General features: G+C 28.2%; 22 protein-coding genes. 3 read left to right on the forward strand and 19 right to left on the reverse strand.

Annotation, left to right across the window (positions count from 1 at the left end):
• Positions 1-101: 101 nt before the first annotated feature.
• Positions 102-842 (forward strand): SDR family oxidoreductase, encoded by a 741-nt coding sequence (locus KEC93_RS19630; RefSeq protein ID WP_077869733.1) that lies wholly within the window; start codon positions 102-104, stop codon positions 840-842.
• Positions 843-1,330: 488 nt separating this feature from the next.
• On the opposite strand, the gene KEC93_RS19635 is transcribed toward KEC93_RS19630, so the two are convergent.
• From KEC93_RS19635 to KEC93_RS19650, 4 genes are all read right to left on the reverse strand, one after another.
• Positions 1,331-1,870, reverse strand: coding sequence for a nitroreductase family protein (locus KEC93_RS19635; RefSeq protein ID WP_077869732.1), 540 nt, complete (start codon positions 1,868-1,870; stop codon positions 1,331-1,333).
• A gap of 106 nt (positions 1,871-1,976) precedes the next feature.
• Entirely contained in the window at positions 1,977-2,471 is a 495-nt protein-coding gene (locus KEC93_RS19640) for a GNAT family N-acetyltransferase (protein WP_077869731.1), read from the reverse strand.
• Between the two features lie 233 nt (positions 2,472-2,704).
• Entirely contained in the window at positions 2,705-3,322 is a 618-nt protein-coding gene (locus KEC93_RS19645; protein ID WP_077869730.1) for a hypothetical protein, read from the reverse strand.
• 190 nt (positions 3,323-3,512) lie between these two features.
• Positions 3,513-4,031 (reverse strand): VanZ family protein, encoded by a 519-nt coding sequence (locus KEC93_RS19650; RefSeq protein WP_077869729.1) that lies wholly within the window; start codon positions 4,029-4,031, stop codon positions 3,513-3,515.
• A 397-nt stretch (positions 4,032-4,428) separates the two neighbouring features.
• Between KEC93_RS19650 and KEC93_RS19655 the strand changes: the two genes are divergently transcribed.
• Entirely contained in the window at positions 4,429-4,851 is a 423-nt protein-coding gene (locus KEC93_RS19655; protein WP_017211904.1) for a MarR family winged helix-turn-helix transcriptional regulator, read from the forward strand.
• 3 nt (positions 4,852-4,854) lie between these two features.
• Complete coding sequence (locus tag KEC93_RS19660; RefSeq protein ID WP_077869728.1) at positions 4,855-6,057, forward strand: MFS transporter; 1,203 nt, start codon at positions 4,855-4,857, stop codon at positions 6,055-6,057.
• 250 nt (positions 6,058-6,307) lie between these two features.
• Here KEC93_RS19660 and KEC93_RS19665 read toward each other — a convergent pair whose 3' ends face one another.
• The 15 genes from KEC93_RS19665 to lepB form a co-directional block, all read right to left on the reverse strand.
• Positions 6,308-6,568 (reverse strand): hypothetical protein, encoded by a 261-nt coding sequence (locus KEC93_RS19665; protein ID WP_023976745.1) that lies wholly within the window; start codon positions 6,566-6,568, stop codon positions 6,308-6,310.
• Between the two features lie 295 nt (positions 6,569-6,863).
• Complete coding sequence (locus KEC93_RS19670) at positions 6,864-7,547, reverse strand: rhamnogalacturonan acetylesterase (RefSeq protein ID WP_023976744.1); 684 nt, start codon at positions 7,545-7,547, stop codon at positions 6,864-6,866.
• 55 nt (positions 7,548-7,602) lie between these two features.
• Positions 7,603-7,893: a hypothetical protein gene (locus KEC93_RS19675; protein WP_077869727.1), complete on the reverse strand. Its 291-nt coding sequence runs from the start codon at positions 7,891-7,893 to the stop codon at positions 7,603-7,605.
• 669 nt (positions 7,894-8,562) lie between these two features.
• Positions 8,563-9,615 (reverse strand): galactose ABC transporter substrate-binding protein, encoded by a 1,053-nt coding sequence (locus tag KEC93_RS19680; RefSeq protein WP_077869726.1) that lies wholly within the window; start codon positions 9,613-9,615, stop codon positions 8,563-8,565.
• A 272-nt stretch (positions 9,616-9,887) separates the two neighbouring features.
• Positions 9,888-10,463: a hypothetical protein gene (locus KEC93_RS19685; RefSeq protein ID WP_238893336.1), complete on the reverse strand. Its 576-nt coding sequence runs from the start codon at positions 10,461-10,463 to the stop codon at positions 9,888-9,890.
• 937 nt (positions 10,464-11,400) lie between these two features.
• Entirely contained in the window at positions 11,401-11,649 is a 249-nt protein-coding gene (locus KEC93_RS26610; RefSeq protein WP_238953652.1) for a hypothetical protein, read from the reverse strand.
• Positions 11,650-11,829: 180 nt separating this feature from the next.
• Positions 11,830-12,744, reverse strand: coding sequence for a group II intron reverse transcriptase/maturase (gene ltrA / locus KEC93_RS19690; RefSeq protein ID WP_012059836.1), 915 nt, complete (start codon positions 12,742-12,744; stop codon positions 11,830-11,832).
• A 640-nt stretch (positions 12,745-13,384) separates the two neighbouring features.
• Positions 13,385-14,098, reverse strand: a complete 714-nt coding sequence (locus KEC93_RS19695) for a histidine phosphatase family protein (RefSeq protein ID WP_077870025.1) — start codon at positions 14,096-14,098, stop codon at positions 13,385-13,387.
• Positions 14,099-14,609: 511 nt separating this feature from the next.
• The gene (locus tag KEC93_RS19700; protein ID WP_307725813.1) at positions 14,610-15,869 is read right to left on the reverse strand and encodes an ATP-binding protein; all 1,260 of its coding nucleotides are present in this window, start codon (positions 15,867-15,869) and stop codon (positions 14,610-14,612) included.
• Positions 15,870-15,922: 53 nt separating this feature from the next.
• Entirely contained in the window at positions 15,923-16,051 is a 129-nt protein-coding gene (locus KEC93_RS26775; protein ID WP_023976738.1) for a hypothetical protein, read from the reverse strand.
• A 295-nt stretch (positions 16,052-16,346) separates the two neighbouring features.
• Entirely contained in the window at positions 16,347-16,700 is a 354-nt protein-coding gene (locus tag KEC93_RS19705; RefSeq protein WP_077870023.1) for a VOC family protein, read from the reverse strand.
• Between the two features lie 26 nt (positions 16,701-16,726).
• A complete protein-coding gene (locus tag KEC93_RS19710) occupies positions 16,727-17,374 on the reverse strand; it encodes a cyclase family protein (protein ID WP_077870022.1) in 648 nt (215 codons plus the stop codon).
• Positions 17,375-17,515: 141 nt separating this feature from the next.
• Positions 17,516-17,656, reverse strand: coding sequence for a hypothetical protein (locus KEC93_RS19715; RefSeq protein WP_173696071.1), 141 nt, complete (start codon positions 17,654-17,656; stop codon positions 17,516-17,518).
• Positions 17,657-17,863: 207 nt separating this feature from the next.
• A complete protein-coding gene (locus KEC93_RS19720) occupies positions 17,864-18,385 on the reverse strand; it encodes a GNAT family N-acetyltransferase (protein WP_077870021.1) in 522 nt (173 codons plus the stop codon).
• A gap of 275 nt (positions 18,386-18,660) precedes the next feature.
• On the reverse strand, positions 18,661-19,203 hold the full coding sequence (lepB, locus tag KEC93_RS19725) for a signal peptidase I (RefSeq protein WP_039769628.1): 543 nt from the start codon (positions 19,201-19,203) through the stop codon (positions 18,661-18,663).
• Between the last annotated feature and the right edge of the window lie 11 nt (positions 19,204-19,214).

A 19,214-nucleotide genomic window follows, 5' to 3' on the forward strand; every position in this document is an offset into this window, starting at 1 on the left:
TCAATAAATAAAGAATATGCAAGACAAAAATATTTACTCAATATAAATACTCTCATATATCTTTAATTATAAGTAAATTATTTTAATGGAGGTTTATATCAATGAGAAACTTAGAAGGTAAAGTTGCAATAATAACAGGTGCATCTAGAGGAATAGGAAGTGCTATAGCTAAACAATTATCTGCACTTGGAGCTAAAGTAGTTGTCAATTATTCTAATAATGCAGTAAAAGCAGAAGAAGTTGTAGAAGAAATAACTAAATCAGGTGAGCAAGCTGTTGCAATTAAAGCCGATGTTAGTAATATAAAAGACGTTGAAAGATTATTTTCAGAAACAATAACTAAATTTGGAAAGGTAGATATATTAGTAAATAATGCAGGCGTAATACTTTATAAATTACTTTCTGATGTAACAGAAGAAGAATTTGATAAGCTTTTTAATATAAATGTAAAAGGTACTTATTTTGCATGCCAACAAGCTATGAAACATATGGAGGATAACGGAAGAATCATTAATTTCTCTACCTCAGTGGTTGGAAGTATGTTTCCTACTTATAGCGTTTATGCAGCTACAAAAGGAGCAGTTGAACAAATCACACGTCAATTAGCGAAGGAATTTGGTCCTAAAAAAATTACAATTAATGCTGTAGCACCCGGTCCAATAAATACTGAACTTTTCAACGTTGGAAAGACAGATGAGCAGATAGAAGCAATTAGACAAATGAATTCTTTTGGACGTATTGGTGAACCAGATGATGTAGCAAATGCTATTGAATTTTTAGTTAGTGATAAGGCTCAATGGATAACAGGTCAAACTCTTCGAATTAATGGTGGATATGTTTAACACTCATGTCTTTTAGAAATCCAAAGTTTTTAGAACATGTCCTCTAAACCCGCATTATTCAAGCATATTCTGAAGAATATATATTCTAATATTCTTCAGAATAAATATTGCTTAGAATACAGCAGTAATCTACAGCAAATAGAGGCCGTTACATTTGAACAGCCTCTACCTGTAATTTCTCCATTTCTGGATAGCCACTTCCTTGCTCCTATCTAGAAACTGCTTGGCGGCTTACTCCAACTATTTCTGCTAGCTTCTCTTGAATTATGAATTACTTCTTATTAAAATTATTTCATTGATATAAAAATAATCACACTACCAACTTGAAATTTTAATAGTGTGATACTTTAATCGAATATTTACTTTTTAAGGTTTATAAATCATTATATATACTTCTTTAATGGATTTAAATTTAAAACTCTAGAAATACAATTTCCTAATTAGGGCTAGATTTCAATATATTAAATATTAATGTAACTATTACTTTATTACTCCCAACTTTCGTAATGAATCATATCTTCAAGTTTCTTTCTTGGACGAACTTTAGGAGTTTCATCTGGGTATCCAATGGTTAAGACTCCAACTACATATTTGTCTGATGGTATATTTAATACTGGTCTAATTTCTTCCTGTGTGAATTCTGCCACCCAGCAAACGCCTAGTCCCAAGTTATTAGCTTCCAGTAGCATATACCCTGTTGAAATTGAAGTATCTCTAATTATTCTTTTTAATTCATCCTGAGGACTGTTATCATCTAAATACACATCCCCTTCTTTAATTCTGCAACGTATATCTGCAACACATACAATAAATACTGGAGCTGTAAACATCCATTTTTGATTATGAGAAGCTTCTACTATTTTTTGTCTCATTTCTTCAGATTTCACTACTATGTAGTGCCAAGGTTGCGTATTGTTACCTGATGGAGCAAGCCTTGCACTTTCAAGTAATTCATTTATTTTTTCATCTTCTACTGGTTTACTACTATATTTTCTTATGCTTCTACGCATTTCAATTTCTTTAATCATTTATATACTTCCCTCTCTTCATGGCTTAGTACATTTTTTATATACAATTATAACATATTGGACAAAGTACCACTCTTTATTTTAAAAAGATATTTTTTCTAAGTAACTACTTTATAATGCTATAAATATATGAATCATGATATGTACCATGATGATATCGATATTTTCTCAATGTACCTTCTCTTAGAAATCCTGCTTTTTGCAATACCTTTTGAGCAATGATATTTTCTACGTCAGTATCAGCTTCTATCCTTACTATTGGGTAATTCTCGAATATATACTTTACTATTAAATTAAGTATAACTGTTCCATTTCCTTTGTTACAATTATCAGAACTTAAAACTAAGCCAATTCTCACAATTCCTTGTCTATAAAAACTTAAGTAGAGCAATCCAATTGTTTGCTCTTCTTTTTCTACATTCAATATTTGAAACTCAGAGGAGCAAAAACCATCTTTCTCATATTCAAGTTGTAGTTTTCGAAATGATTCAAATTGAAATTCTTGATAATTTCCACGTGTCTTTTGTGAATTAAATTTATAAATTACTTTTAAATCACGTTCCTCAATAGTTCTTATATTAATATCTCCTTCTGTAATCATTTTTTATCCTCCTCCAGTATATATCTTTAAAATAATTTAAATTGTTCCTTCTAAAAATATCTTCAAACTACAAACATCAATAATATACTTATATATCTTGATTTCAGTTTCATTAAATCTTTGAATATTATCATACGAAAACATTGTCTCCTCCAACAAAGTTACTATTTATCTTTTAATTACCTTAAGATTACGATACACTTCTTGCCTTTACATTTCAAACTCCAGGTAAATTAACACTCGTGAACACTAATGCTTCCTTGTTTGAATGCAAGATATTCTGAACTAGCATCGATTGTGTAGATATAATATTCTCCAGGCTCATCTGCTGTTATTTCATAACTTCCTGATAAATCTTTAAACTTTTCTCCTTTTACCATTTTCCCATTTACTACATGGCCGATTACTGCTGTTTGATTCTTCGTTGCTTTTGATTGATATTTATCAAAATTAAATACTAATGAATCTCCTTTATTTAGTTTCCAACCGCTACCATCATCCTTCGTAAATACACCTATACTGCCATTTGTCTCTATTATCTCTGGAGTTATATATTCATTGTTTTTTTCTTTTGTTACAAAGTCACTAATCAAAGCCGAATCCGCTAGCTTCATTTCATCAGGTATATTTTTTATAGTTTTACTATATTTCAGCATGTTATGCTCATCATATTCTTCTACCTGCCCTTTTCCCTCTAAAACTTCCGTCCCAACTAAGTGCTTATTCTTTTCTGTAATGTACGCGGAACCTTTTATTGTATATTTATTATATTGTGTATTGTGATAAAAAATTAAAAAAGCTATAATGCAACAAACTAAAACGCTACAAAATGAAATAATTTTTCTTTTCATAATATCTTCACGCCTTTTCATGTAATATATGCAAATTATAACACATTCTTGTAATTAAAGCGTACCGTGATTCCTTAAAAATATTTACACTTACACTAACTATATTTTGCAAATTTAATGATATTTTATTATTTAGAAATAACAGAACCATTATAACCCCTAAACCTTTAGTTCTATAAAATCCAAATTTCTAATTATTAACCAAAACTAAAAATGCTAACAATAAAATAGCTAAAATCGTTCCAACTAATGCAATGGTATTTATAATTTTATTTGCTTTAAACTCTGTCTTAAATAATTTAAGAAAAATAAGATAAATTGTGATTCCAAAGATTCCTCCAAAGGTATTTCCTATAATATCAGTTATATCTGATGCACCTATTGCGAATATGAACTGTAATACCTCGTATAGCAGACTTACTCCTGCTATCAAAGCTGATTTTTTCATGAAAGACCATTTGCGTTTTATCATACCAATATAGATTCCTAACGGCACAAATACAAGTATGTTATCATATATTTCCGAAAATTCAATCCTACCATTTACTATTACAGATTCATGAAATGGAATTATGTTAATACTTCGAAAGTATCCTAATTCCTTAAGTGAGAATTGCATCTTAAATAATATAATCCAGGTTAACACTACTAAATATACTAAAAGTAAGCAAATTGTTAGTGTCTCTTGCTTTGTTTTTTTATTTTCCATATGTATTTCCCATCTCCCTTAATACTTTTACAAAAATTATTATTAATACTCCAATAATAATGCTACAGCTAAATTTTTTTATTCTAAATTTAATTAAGCACTTATTCTACTGAAATATTAACTGCAAGTTTATTATCACATCATATACTACTTACTATTTCTAGTATATCCGTATAATATTAACTATTTATGAGTATAAAATTAAAAATAACTTAATATATATGTTACAATTCACAATTGCAGCTAAAATTCTTGCAATATTTTTAGAATTATCATGAAGAATCATTTTTGCAATATATATTTCTATATAATCAACTTGACATTATAAATAAAAATAGTATAATTACCCTGGGTAATAGTTAACCATGATAACTATATATTTTCGGGAGGGTATAATATGCAAGGACTATTTCAACGCTTTTTTTCACTACATCGACCTCTTATAAATAAGCTAAATGAATTACTAGGTGAATATGATCTTTCCTATTCATTATGGCAGGTTATTCTATATCTAAAAAATAATCAACCATCTTCCCTAGTAGACATTGCTAACTACTATAATATAGAAAAGCCTAGCATAACACGAAGAGTTCAACGTTTAGAAGAACGACTAATAGTAAAAACAATATCCGGTAAGGATAGACGTGAAAAAATAATTGAGCTAACTGAAATCGGTGAAGAACTTTATAATGTATGCCGTGAAAGAATAACTCAATTAGAAAATGACGTGGTAAAGGGTATTTCAGAAAATGATCAAATCATAACATTTGAGACACTTCCTAAAATACAAAAAAACATTACGAATGAAAAGGAGATATAAAAAATGGATAAACCCAAATTATGGACGAAAAATTTCTTAATTGTTTCGACGGCAAACTTTTTTCTTTATTTTACATTTTATTTATTGATGGTTACTATAACCACATTTGCAACAGAAAGATTTCATGCATCACCAAGTGAGGCTGGATTAGCTTCTGGTATATTTGTAATAGGAGTACTTCTTTCACGTATTTTCTCTGGAAGATATATTGATCAAATTGGATGGAAGAAAATGCTTTATATCGGATTTATTTTATTTTTAGCTACTACATTTTTATATTTTTTAGTGAATAGTATGGTATTCTTATTCATTAATCGTTTCTTAAATGGTGCTGCAATGGGAATTGCTTCAACAGCAACTGGAACTATTGTAGCAAAGATAATTCCAAATGAACGTCGTGGAGAAGGTACTGGTTATTATGCATTAAGTCTTACTATTGCTGCTGCAATTGGACCTTTCTTAGGTATGTTTATTACTGAGCATTCAAACTTTTATATGAATTTTGTTGTATGTATTATTTTCTTAATACTTAGTTTTTTTGCTGTCTTTTTTATAAAAATTCCAAAGTTAGAAATTGTAAAAGGGCATTCAAATAATAATAAAGATTTTTCTTTGCATAATTTCTTTGAAATAAAAGCTATTCCTATTTCAATTATTGCTGGAGTAATTGCTCTTGGTTATTCAAGCATACTTACTTTTATTAGCTCTTATTCTAAAGAAATTAATTTAATGAGCGTTGGAAGTCTCTTCTTTATCGTTTATGCAGTATTTGTTTTGCTTTCAAGACCTTTTACTGGACAAATGTTTGATAAAAAAGGTGAGAATTTTGTTATGTATCCAGCAATAGCATTGTTTGCCTTATCTTTATTTTTCCTTAGTCAAACTCATGGAAGCTTAACTCTTTTATTAGCTGCTGCTATATTAGGTCTTGGTTATGGTACAACTTCATCTAGTGTACAAGCAATTGCAATAAAGGTTTCACCAAAACATCGAATAGGATTAGCTACTTCTACTAATTTTATATTTCAAGATTTAGGGGTTGGTATTGGACCATTTATCTTAGGTTACTTTGTCCCATTGATAGGATATCGTGGTTTATATATGATGATGGCAGCAGTTGCAGTTCTCTGCATTTTCTTATATTATTGCCTACACAGCAAAAAAGCAACTTCTATGGATGATGATACCGAATCAATAATGGCTTAGAAATTTAATATAATTAATAATAACAATCAAAAAATAATTTTGTATTTGCAAATAGAAGAACTAATGGAATTATGTGCTTAAATTCCATTAGTTCTTTTATTCAACCATCTTTAATGCTTATAACAAATCTTGTGAATAAATACGATTCTTGATTTTCTTCAAACACTCCAAAATTTATTACAATATCCTTTGTATATAATATATCCCACTTAATCACAAATATCTTACGTAACTTGAAAGTACTCCTCATCTAAGATAACAATCTAACAATATAAGTAATTATTATAAATAAACCTGCGACTATCGCAATTATTCCGCCAGTCTTACTTCCTTTATTAGTCTCTTCTGAATCCATACCTTTTAATAAGTTAATTTCATCTAAACCACCAAATAATAGAGAAAACCCCAGAAATATAAATGAAATATCACTATGAATAAAAAATATTGAAATAATTGTGAGTCCGCTAAATATAATGCTTGCTATAAAAAATACTTTATTGTTAATTTTCAATTTTAACACCTCTCACACATTATAATTATTTTTCTACTTTCTGATTTTTTCTAGTGAATATCATCCAATTTTTAAATTATTATAGCAATTTTCATAATAAAATAAATATATATCTTGTAAAAATAATTCTTCATAGTAATTCTAAAAATATTGCAATAATTTTATCCGTAATTTTGAACTGTGCATTGTGAATTGCAATATATTACATAAAATAAAACATATCATCTATACTTTAGAGAAGTAACACACATTATGATGATAATTATTAATGACTGCATCGTAGTAATACACCTGATTATTTCATACATCCTATCAATGATTCTATGTGATTTTCTTTTATTCCTTCTACTACTAATCTCGCTATCTCCTTTGCTCCTTTTTCCAAAAAGTGAGTATTGTCTTGAATCCCATCGGGATGATTGAGATTTTCACCTGGTTTCACCCATAAGAATATCTCTTTAGTTTTTTCTATTCCTATTTGCTCAAATAAACGCTTACTTTTTTCACCCATATCTATTAATGGTACGCTTAATTCAGCCGCAAGATCTCTTACTGCTACAAGATAATCTCCATGTGTATCTTTTATAATGCCATTTTCATCAAAATTTCTTCTATGTATAGATGTTAGTAATACTGGGTGCGCACCAGCATTTCTAGCAACTTTAATATATTCAGTTAAATAAGCTTTATATGTAGTAAATGGATCTGTATATAATTCCTCATTTTCTTTTTTATCATTATGGCCAAATTCTATAAATAAAAAATCATCCGCCTTAATTAATTCAGATATCTTTTGTAATATTCCTTCATTTATAAAGCTTTTAGAACTTCTTCCATTGATAGCAAAATTACAAATTTCTATATCACTAGTAAAAAATTCTCCAATTCTTTCTCCCCATCCTGTTTCTGGTTTTTCATCCGGTAATTTTGTAGCAGCTGTAGAATCACCTGCAATAAAAATTTTTATCTTTCTATCCACGTTAATTCAACTCCCTTTCTAATGAATGTATTTCTTGTCCACAATTCACCTAAATTTATCGTAACCGTGCTCTTAATTTCTTATATAACTTTTCAATTATGAAAAAAGTAATTATAAAGAAATCTATTGCAAAGGTAGATAGAAGTAAAAATATTGCTCCTCCACCACATCCATCATCTTCTGAAAAATATAAAAGTCCATAAATAGCTATAAAAGCAATTATTAATAATAAAATTACATATCCCATTATGTTTTTATTTAATAAACGTTCCAATACTTTCACTGCAAAATATATAATTCCAGCTATAATTAATGCAAACACAGGTAAAATTCCAATTAATCCCATAATATAACTCCTTATTTATTAGCGTACAATTATTTGCAAATATTCTTCTTTACATCTACTCAACTATATAAAATATTTGTTCAGAGTCATCTACTCTCAGCTCTTGTTTCAATTATTGTGAAAACCGTCTGAAATATTACAACTGCAATAACTGAAAAAATGCTATCAATACTGTTATCTCCATGTACATTCCCCCATATATATGCTGAATATTTTAAATCCTAGAACTCTCATGCTAAATAAAAACCCCAAATATAGAAATTTAATTACAATATATAGATCAATTCTCTTTTAATATTGCATGTACACATTATACTATAAATGTATTTTTTTACAAGTATTCTATGTTGAAATTATTAAATATGAACGCTAAGTAACTTGATTCATTCGCATAGAATTATTTGGTTTGTATTCATTTATAATTTAAAGTAGATTCTAATGAAAAATTAAACAAGCTCCTCATTGTTCTTTGTCCATAAAACTTTGCTTATAGCTTTTAAAATAATAATAGAATTAATTATGATGTTTATTCTAATTCATAACTAATGCATTGTTAATTTTTTAACTATGAATTTTATTTACCACTAATTTATAATTATTAACTTCGAGGTAAATAAAATTCATTATCAAAACGACATCATTTTTAAATCCAATAAATATACTTTTATCCTAAGCCATATATTCTTTAAATGGCAATTGAATTATTCTTCCACTTTCATCACATCGATACTCCTTAGGACATTCAAAACGTATTTTGCCTGATAAATGCATTGCAACGTCAAAAAATGCATTTGCCATAACATCTGGATCCTGGAAAACAGTACCTGCCATATATCCTTTTTGTATGAAATATAGTGATTCTGGAATAGCATCAATTCCAACAACGGGTATATTTTTTGTACCAGCACCTTTATTATATCCATGCTTTTGTAAAGCTTTTACAGCACCAACAGCCATAGTATCGTTATTAGCTATTACTACTTCAATTTTATTTCCATATCTAGTTAATAAAGCATCTGTCGCATCTCTAGCTAACTCTTCACTCCAATTACAAAATTCTGATGCAAGTTGTTCAACTTTTATTCCAGCATCTCTGATTGTCATAATGCAATATTTAGTTCTATCTGTTGACTCATTACTATTACTATTAATTCCACCTTGCAATACTATATACTGCATAATATTATCTTTATTTGTATCTATAGTATTTTTATTACCATTCCATAAATTAACCAATAATTTTCCTTGTAGCCTGCCTGCCTGCTCTGAATCTGGAAGTATATAATATGCTTTATCATATGATTTAACTATATTTTCATCTACCTTAAGTATTCTTTTACTAGCAAAAATTACTGGAATATTTTTTTCTTTGATTGAATTAATTAGTTCTTTAGGATCGTTTACTAAATCCACTAAACTTAATATGAGAAGATCAATATTTCCGCTTTCTAGAAGATTATTAATAGTTTGATTTTGTATATCTCTGTTATTTTCGCTATTATAAAAATTAAATTTAACTATTCCTTCATTTCGTGATTCAATATCTTCTAGGCTATGCCTTAAATCAATAACATAAGGATCATCGAATCTATAAAAAACTACTCCTACATTTACTGGATTTGTTGAATCATTGTGACTATTTAATGGGACTGCTTCAATTAAGGTTTCCATTACTATAACTGTTACTATAATTATTATTATAAATTTTTTTAATAGCTTCATTCTAAAACCTCCTGTAATTCTATCTAATTTATAGGATTACTTTTAAAAAGAAATTTATTCTAAATTCTATATTAATAATTATAAATACGTTCTTATAATATGATATTTAAGTTTTTTATACTTCTTTTATATATTAATTGATATTCACTTTAATTTTAAAGAATACTTCATATTTAACATTCTAAACCTACATTTTATAGAATTTCTATATGAAAACAAAAAATATGGTAAATTCATTTCTGAATATTACCATATTTAAGTAATCCTCTAAATTAATTTTTTTTATATACGGCATATAATTTTATAAATACTTTTCTTATTATTAATAAAACGTAATAAAGAATCACTATATCAAGGAATAAATTTACTATATTAATGTTCATTCCAATATTTCCATTAAATAGGTTACTGAATAAATAAGAACTTCCTTCGTCTCCTTGATATACAGACCAATAATTTAAAGGAAAGCCAAACGCGTACTCAAAAAAGCTTCCCATATTCTGTTCTATTTTCCCTGGCAAAACAAAGGTGCTTGTTAAAACTATAAATATACTTAATTTACATTCCAAAATCTCTATTCTTCTCTTACCATTCATATTTTCTAATTCTAAAGTTTCTTTTAAGAACATATATCCAAAAACAACTGCCGGTATTAAAAATATTAAAGATATAATTGCTGTATAATGTAGTCCTGTATCGATATTTGACCATGGACCTAAACCTACAGACTTTAATATAAGATCCCCGTAACTAGGATTTCCGCCCAATGAAATTCCAAATAATATTCCTAAAGCAAACAACATTAATGAAGTTATTCCTAGCAATACCTTTCTGTTAATTTTACTCAAAATTCACACCTCTATTTAAACAATATTTTAACTTTAATTGCTTATATATACATTATATTCTTTAAATCCATGTTTCACAATATCTCTTTTGCCATTGAGCTATTACATGTTATCTTCAACTAAGAACCTGGCTTTCTAACTTTTAAATTTATTATCTCCCATGATACATAACACCAAATTTTTCATTTACTACAATTTCATATTGATTTTTAAGAAATATATCTGCCAACATCTATACGACTCTACGGATAATAGTTTTACTTATGTTTATAATAATTAAGAGATAAATATATTGAAATACCAAATCAGAATGCATATCTTATTATACAAAAGCACTTAATAAATATTTCCAGGGGAATATTAAAGGTACAATGTTTAATTTAGGCGCAACTTGCCACCTAATTCATGACTTTACAGTTCCTCAACATGCTAATGTTCGCTTCTTTGCTTTCATTAATCTAATTCTATCAACCAATTGTGATTTATAATATTCCATTTTAAATCCAATACAATATAAGGACTGAACTAATGAAGTTCAGTCCTTATATTTTCAATGCTACGTATGAGTTTGTAATACTATCCACTATATAGATAAACAATTCAAGAATTAGACTTATTAGATGAACATATTTACAAATTTTCTAAAACTTCAAGTTCATATCTTCACTAGAAATCATAAATATATTTGTGAAGAAAACATTTGAAAATGAGCTGCTAAAGGTTCTTAGCTGTAGGTTGTTCCAATTTAGCTTGTCAAACTGAAAGTTGGAGCATGCTAAATTGGATACAATCTGCCGCTTAGAAACTTCAGCGATATTTTCATAGCTTTTCGGAACAAAATATTTATGATTTGGTAAGTAGACTAGGGAATCACTTCCCTAACCCCTCTCAGAACCGTACGTGCGGATTTCCCGCATACGGCTCCCCACATTATAATTCACAGTATATATGATATATCTTCTTTTAAGTTGAAAATATTAACATATATTTTAGCTTTAGGTATTTTGAAGCACTCAAACATAGTGTCAAAACTTCTCCAGTTATAACTTCTTTTCTGACTTCTTTTGTTTAGCCATTTAAAAGTTAGTTTTCTTACTAAATATCTGAAAGTTGCGAGACTTAAACTGTTGTCAGTGATTCCGTAATACCTATAATATCCTATTAGTCTCTGTGTCAGTTTCTCCATTAATAATGTGAGCGGCACTGTTCTATTATTCTTTAACCATTCATTCAATCTCTTTATGCTAGCTCCAAATTTCTTTGAGCTAGTCTTCCTCTTAACTCTAAAACTTCCATTCTTTCTGCAACTGCAGAAGTGTGTAAATCCTAGAAAATCAAAAGTTCTATCTTTATATGATTCTAACTTTCATGCTCTCTTGAATTTTCTATCATAGTAGGCATTCTTACCAAAATATAATATTTTAGTTTTATCTTCAGCTACCTGCAAGTTAAATTTGTCTAATCTGTTTTTCAATGCTTCATAGAAAGCTTTCGCTTCGTCTTCATACTGAAAACAGCAAACAAAATCATCCGCATAGCGTACTATGTACGCCTGTCCTTTACACTTCTTTTTGATAAAGTTATTAAACCATATATCTAAAACATAATGTAAATAAATGTTTGCTAATGTTGGAGATATTATTCCCCCTTGTGGAGTTCCTTCATATACTTTATAAAACTTTCCGTTTTCCATTATTCCAGTTTTCAAAAATCTACCTATATATCTAAGTAAGTTCTTGTCTGCAATCCTGTGTTCAAGAAATTTCATCAACCACTTGTGGTCAACATTATCAAAGAATCCTTTAATATCAGCATCTACAACATAATTCACATTCTTTTCAGATAAATATACATTTAAGATTTTAAGAGCATCATGACAACTTCTATTTTGTCTAAACCCAAAAGAACTATCAATGAAATCTTGTTCATATATTGATTTTAATATTTTATTAATGGCTAATTGTACAACTTTGTCTTCATATGCCGGTATACCTAGAGGTCTTTTCTTGTTTGAACCAGACTTATCTATGTATACTCTCCTTACAGGCTGCGGTCTATATTTAAAAGTCTTCATTCTAATTAGTAGATTATCAATATTATTCTCTAAGTTAGTTTCATATTCTTCCTTTGTTACCTTATCCACTCCTGTAGCCTTATTTCCGCTCAGTTCATAATGGCATAAAATTAGCATTTCCTTGTTAACTAAATGCATTAGTGATGTAAATTTCTCTTTAGGATTATTTCCAGCTATTTCTGCTATCCTCTCAAGTTTTGTGTACATTTTTTTTCCTCCTCTGTGTGAGAATTTCTGTTTCTCTTTTCAAGGTCTATAATATGTTACACCCTTCCCTCCATGGTCATTACTCATTTCTTCAGTACTATGGTGTAATCCGACTACTCATTATCATTTGAATACCTCTGATTTCTAATCATTGTTTTCCATACTCTGAAGTCAGAGAATAATGAGTCCTCCCAAGTTGACGTACTATATCAATGTATACCATGCTACACCTTAAAACCACGAGAAAGCACAGATATTCTTGCAATAATGATTATCTATGTTCTGACTTCTAATTTACCGATATTATCGTCCTTTCTGACTTTGTGATAATTTCGTGGCTAGTAGTTTCAGCATTCGCTTGCGGCCTGGTACCTTGTTTGTCTACACTTAACTTATTACATCGCCATAATAAGCCCAAGACTAACTAATGACTGGTTGATGGCCTTTGTCATGCAGGATTCCCACCTGCTATATAGTAATAATGAGGAAGGTTAGCCCTCATTATCTTTTACGCCCTTGCTTGGCGTACCGGTAAGTTATCACATAAGTTTAGTTTTAAATTTGGATATCTATAGATACCAAACAAACTAAAATCTGAACTTATTCATATAGCTCGCCGAAATAAGTACTAAGCATCTCACTATTTTAGTATTTGTCTCATAGCTTTACCTTTTTCACTATAACTACTATCATTTACAGATTGAACCTTAAATTTTCCGTTTTCATATACAACTTTTGATATACTTGAATTATCCATATTCCTTATATCGAAATTTTTATCTAAATGTTCAATAAATACTCTAAGCATTCCTCCATGAACTACTATTAGAATATTCCCTCCACCATCTTCTTCGTTTTCAATGCATATATTATTTATAGTTGTTACAAATCTCTTTAAAGCTGTATTATAATCTTCAGCCTCATGTGTTTCATCTAATGCAGCACATGAATCACAATATGCCCTTTGAAAATCATATTTTTCTGCCATTTCTTCAAATGAAGTTACATTAAGGAAATCAAGTATCGCCTTAAACTTTATCTTCTCAAATTCTCCTTCATATTTTCCAAAATATACTTCTCTTAGGCCTTCAAATTCTTTTAGTTCTAAGTCCGCACTTGCCTTATTCTCTTTTATGACAATTTGAGCTGTTTTTATTGCTCTTCCTAAATCACTGCTGTAAACTGCTTTAAACTTCACATCACTAAGTCCTAATCCCGTATTTACAGCCACTTCAATTCCTTCCTTAGTTAGAACTCCATCACACCATCCTTGAGTCCTTCCTACTTTATTTAAAATAGTTTGCCCGTGCCTCATCAAATATAAAGTAACTTTCCCCTTATTTTTATCACTCATTTTTTCCCCCATACTGCAAAAATCATCTGCCTCTTCTAATTTATATAAATAAATTATATCATAAATTGTAAATACTGGCATAACTAATCTTTAATTATGAGCTATAGTACAATATTGGATCTATTTATTTAATTCTATATGCTAAATTATTTTAACTACTCCCCCTTGATTTCTATAGATAACTTAGGTTATACTAATTTTGCAAAATGGACTTGGTGGCAACGAAAGTTGCTGCCTTTTTTATTTTTTAGGAGGTTACAATTCGTAAAGAGAATAAAAAAGAAGCTATTAGATTTCCACCTTCAGATATACTGGAAATGTCCAATAGCCGTTTTTTATTAAAAAGATATTCTTTTATTCCCTAAATCATATAGATTCTAAATGACCTAAATTATTTTATTTGTTGTATAAATGACTACATTTTAAATTTGATTTTAATCAATTAGACTTTTAGAATATATAAAGTTTAGCATAGGTTTCTATGAACTAACTTCTCCAAATATACATGCAATTATGCAGCCACATTTATTGGCAATACAATTGTAAATTTAGTCATATATTCATTACTTTCAACTTTAATTTTTCCATTATGCTTTTCAATTAATTCTCTTACTATGCTTAAACCATAGCCATGATTCTTGTTATTATTATTTTTAGTAGTAAATCCAGAATCAAAAATTTTATTAATTATGTTATCGGGAATCTTTTCCCCGTCATTTGCTATATTTATAACTATATTGTTTAAATCCTCATATGATTCAGCAATTATAGTCCCTTTATTCTTCATAGCCTTTACCGCATTGTTGACTATATTAATTATTATTCGATATAAATCCATCTCTTTCATTGTTGTTAACCTAAAATCAGCATTATCGGATACAATAACTTTTATATCATCTCTTATAACATGTTTAGTCGCTAGAGATAAAAGTGAAGAGCCCTCAGCATCCTTTTCATAAACATTTCCGCTATTTTGATATGTATTTATAATTCTTTTCAATAAGTTAGACGCATCTTGATACATATTCATATCACAGAGTTCATATAAACTTAAAATATTTAGATTGTAATTATCTTTTATATTTTTAAGTTCAATATTTTTTGATGTTAAAATTCCATTCAATTTATATATTTCATCCGAATCTTTTTTAATCTTTCTAAAATCTATTATATTAAATATTATAAATCCAATTAAAGCTATAACTATAATATTTCTTGATAATACCGGCTCAATATCGTATGAAATATTATATAAAGAAATCAAAAAATCAGGGAAGAAACTTATTATAATTATGTATTGTACGGAGTTACTTTCGTCTAGTAATAGCTTATAAATTTGCCTAATCTTACTTCTAAATAAAAAGCATAAAATAAATAAGAGTATCTGAGAGAGATACACAAGTGTAATGTATATATTCGCTATATGATCTTCCAATGAATTAACATCTAGCATTACATATAGTATATTACCAAATGTCGACACCCATATAATTACTATTGAATATATTAAACTGTATGCTATTATTGGATTCAGTACATTTTTTCTGAAAGTAAAATACATAATTAATATTCCTAAAGCATGTGTTATAAATATACATATTGATAAATTTCCAAGTAAGTATGTTATATAAAAACCATCTACCGATAGAAGTATCACACTTAATATCAATTCTTTTATTTTTACTATTTTCTCCTCTTCCAAGCAATAATTAACTATATAAATAAACAATATACTTTGAAAAATAGTAATTAATGCATCAATGTATTGCACTTCCAATTTACATCTCCTTTTATAATGTTAAATAATCATATAAACAAGTTTTATTATCTTAACTTTTTCATTGACTCTGGCATATCTTCAATACCAGCGAAACAAAATGATACCATAGGTGATTTAGTCATAGATCTAGAAAGATTTAATAGTAAATTTGCAATCATTTTTTTTATTCCCATAATACCCACCTCTTAATTATTATTTAAATTAACTTATTTAGAATAATTAAATTGATATATGAAAAGAAATAATTCTATCTAAGAAATCAGAGATGTAAAATTGGAAATGTGTATCTATCAAGTTTTATCTTGTGTTAGACTATCAAACAAATTCCCTCTACTTCCTTATCAACCTAATTATTCCATTAATTACATTATAATATTTATTGTGCAATTATTCAACATTTATAGTCATATTAACCAAAACCCTTGTTACATTTTATTTTTATATCTACCGCTGTTTATTTACAAACTTCTAATTTGTTATAGGAGTTGTTATTTCAATATGATTACCTTCACTATCTCTAAATTCAGCAACCCAATTAGCTCCAATCTGTTTTATTGGAAATACAATTTCTAATTTTTCTAATTTACTTTTAAGAACATCAAAGTTATTAACTTCTATGCTTGGTAAGCAACTATTTCCAAAAACATGTTTTTCATTAACTTTTTCATAAGCAAACAAGCCAATACGAAAACCATTAATATCAAACACACTATAAATCTCATCTCGAACGGTTACAGTTTGCTCAAATAAATTTTCATAAAAATCAATTGCTCTATTCATATCTTTAACGCATAAGTATAACGATTTAATACTACAATTCATTTTAATCCTCTTTTCTGCTTAAATAATTAATCCTCTAGAATAGCTATTGCACGAACAGGCGCTCCATCTGAATCTTTAAATTTTATTGGAAGAGCACAGAATGTAAAAATGTCATTTCCCACCTTATCTAAAGATGTCAAATTTTCTATTACAACTATATCTGTTTCAGCAAAAAGCTTTTTATGAATAGTTAAATTTTCATCTTTAATAGGATCAATTCCTATAACATCTATACCTACCCCTTTCTTCTTGCTTTTTATTAAGTATTCAGCTACTTCTTCTGTAATATATGGATAATTTCCAAAGTAAGCATCTGTCCCCCAGTATTTATCCCAACCTGTATAAAACAAAATATATTGTGCTGTATCTGCTTTTTCTTTTACAGTTTCAATATACTTCATCGTAATCTTTTGGCCTTCTTTTAAATTGCTGCAATCAACTACTATGCCTTTTCCAACAAAATGTTCCGCAATAAATGAATCCAAAGTTGTTCTTTGAGAGAATAAGTGTGCCGGAGAGTCCATATGCGTTCCTGTATGAGAAAACATAGTTAACAATGTTTCCTTAAAACCATCTTTCTCATAGGTACTTGCGACTTCTAATTTAGGTTTCTCCGTTCCTGGATATACCGGCATATTCTCTGAAATGGTATGTGTTAAATCTATTACTTTCATATTAATCCCCACTTTCTTTACATGTTTTAACGTAATGTTTTTCATTCTATAAATATTATAATATAAAAAGATCGCATATCGTTCTAAGTTATGCGATCCTTGAATATATAATTATAAATTTATTTATGCTTTTCTTTAAGTTTAATCTGGTAATGTAAAATAGTTATCAATATACGCTATCATTTGATCTCCTAAAGTTAAATAATAATATACTGGTATTAAATAACTTGAATAAAATAGCCTTTTTGACTCTTCTTCAGTACCTTGAAGTGCTCTTATCAAATTTTGCTGATGCCTTAAACTTATGACGAAACTTTGGGCTATAACTGATATTTGATCCGAAAAAAATACATCTGAAATTGAATCGCTATAAGTTCTTTTATGTTCTTCTAAATTACGAATAACTTGTTGATATTCATTAATTATATTTAGCTATTATAAAAATTCTATTCTATATAAGAATTAGTAATATTTTAAACTTTACAGATATTATAAATAAACCCAATACCTTTGTGTGATCCTATTTCCTTCATCCACTTCATTTTCCAATATTCCATTATTATTTACTATTGTTTTTGCAGATCCAATATTATTTTTATTGCAAGTGATTAATACTTTCTTAATTCCTAGTTTTACACATTCCTTTAGTGCTAGTCCTAACATCTCTGTTGCATATCCTTGTCGTCTTTCTGATTTTCTAACACTATAGCCTATATGACCACCAAAGTTTAAAAGATAGTCATTTAATCGGTGTCTAATATCAATCATTCCAATTAAATGCCCATCGCTAACAGAAACAGCCATGTATGTAGTTGCTGGAACTAAGCTATCTCTTACAGTTTCTTCTTTTGAATTATCACAAAATGCGCTATACCATTCTTCAAAAGTTTCAGCACTACCTAATCCTGCTGTACCATCCATGCTGTCATTATTTTCAATAAACTCTCTTTTATAATCCATGAGTTTTTTCTTATCTTCTAAAGTTGGTAATATAAAATTTAATCTTTTCATTCTCTCCTCCAATTATTCTATTATATTATTTTTAATTATTTGTTATATATATTTAGATTAGATTTCTATATTTTAGTCTCATCTACAACAATTTTATTTGTTAATTAACTCCAAACTATTTTTAAAATTTTAAAGCTAAATAATAAAAAATCACAAATTCACTTACAATCTATTCTTTTTAAAGTAGATAGATAGAAAAATCAAAATCCACTACTTTAAGTAAAATATATTATTATGAATACTGCGATTTTTAATATGTTATTTATTCTTATTTTTTATTGTGATAATGAGCCCATTTTGCTAAATGGATAAAATCTAAAAACAGCTTTACCTTTTATGTTACTTTTATCTATATAGGGGTTTTTCCATCTTCTTGAATCCAAAGAATCAGGTCTATTATCGCCTAAAAAGAAAAACTTATCTTCTGGAACATCAAAGGTTCTATTATATTTTTCATTGTTTTTTACATAATCTTCTTTAATATCATTTCCATTTATATTAACAACACCATCATGTATTACAATATGATCTCCTGGTAGCCCGATAACTCTTTTAATAAGTGTTTTCTTTAATTCATCAGAATAGAATACAATAATATCTCCTCTTTTAATATTACCCATATTATATATTTTTGTAACAACCATCTTATCATCGACGTTTATAGTAGGTACCATTGATTCACTAGGAACATATATGTTAAAAAACAAGAAATTTTTTATTAACATAGCTATTATAAGGGCTACTGCTATTGGAATTACCCATTCCTTTAAAAATTTTATACCTTGATTCTTATAGTTGTGATTAACTGCACTGTCCATTACTTCTCTCC

This window comes from Clostridium beijerinckii (genome assembly GCF_018223745.1).
In the GTDB taxonomy this organism is placed as follows: domain Bacteria; phylum Bacillota; class Clostridia; order Clostridiales; family Clostridiaceae; genus Clostridium; species Clostridium beijerinckii.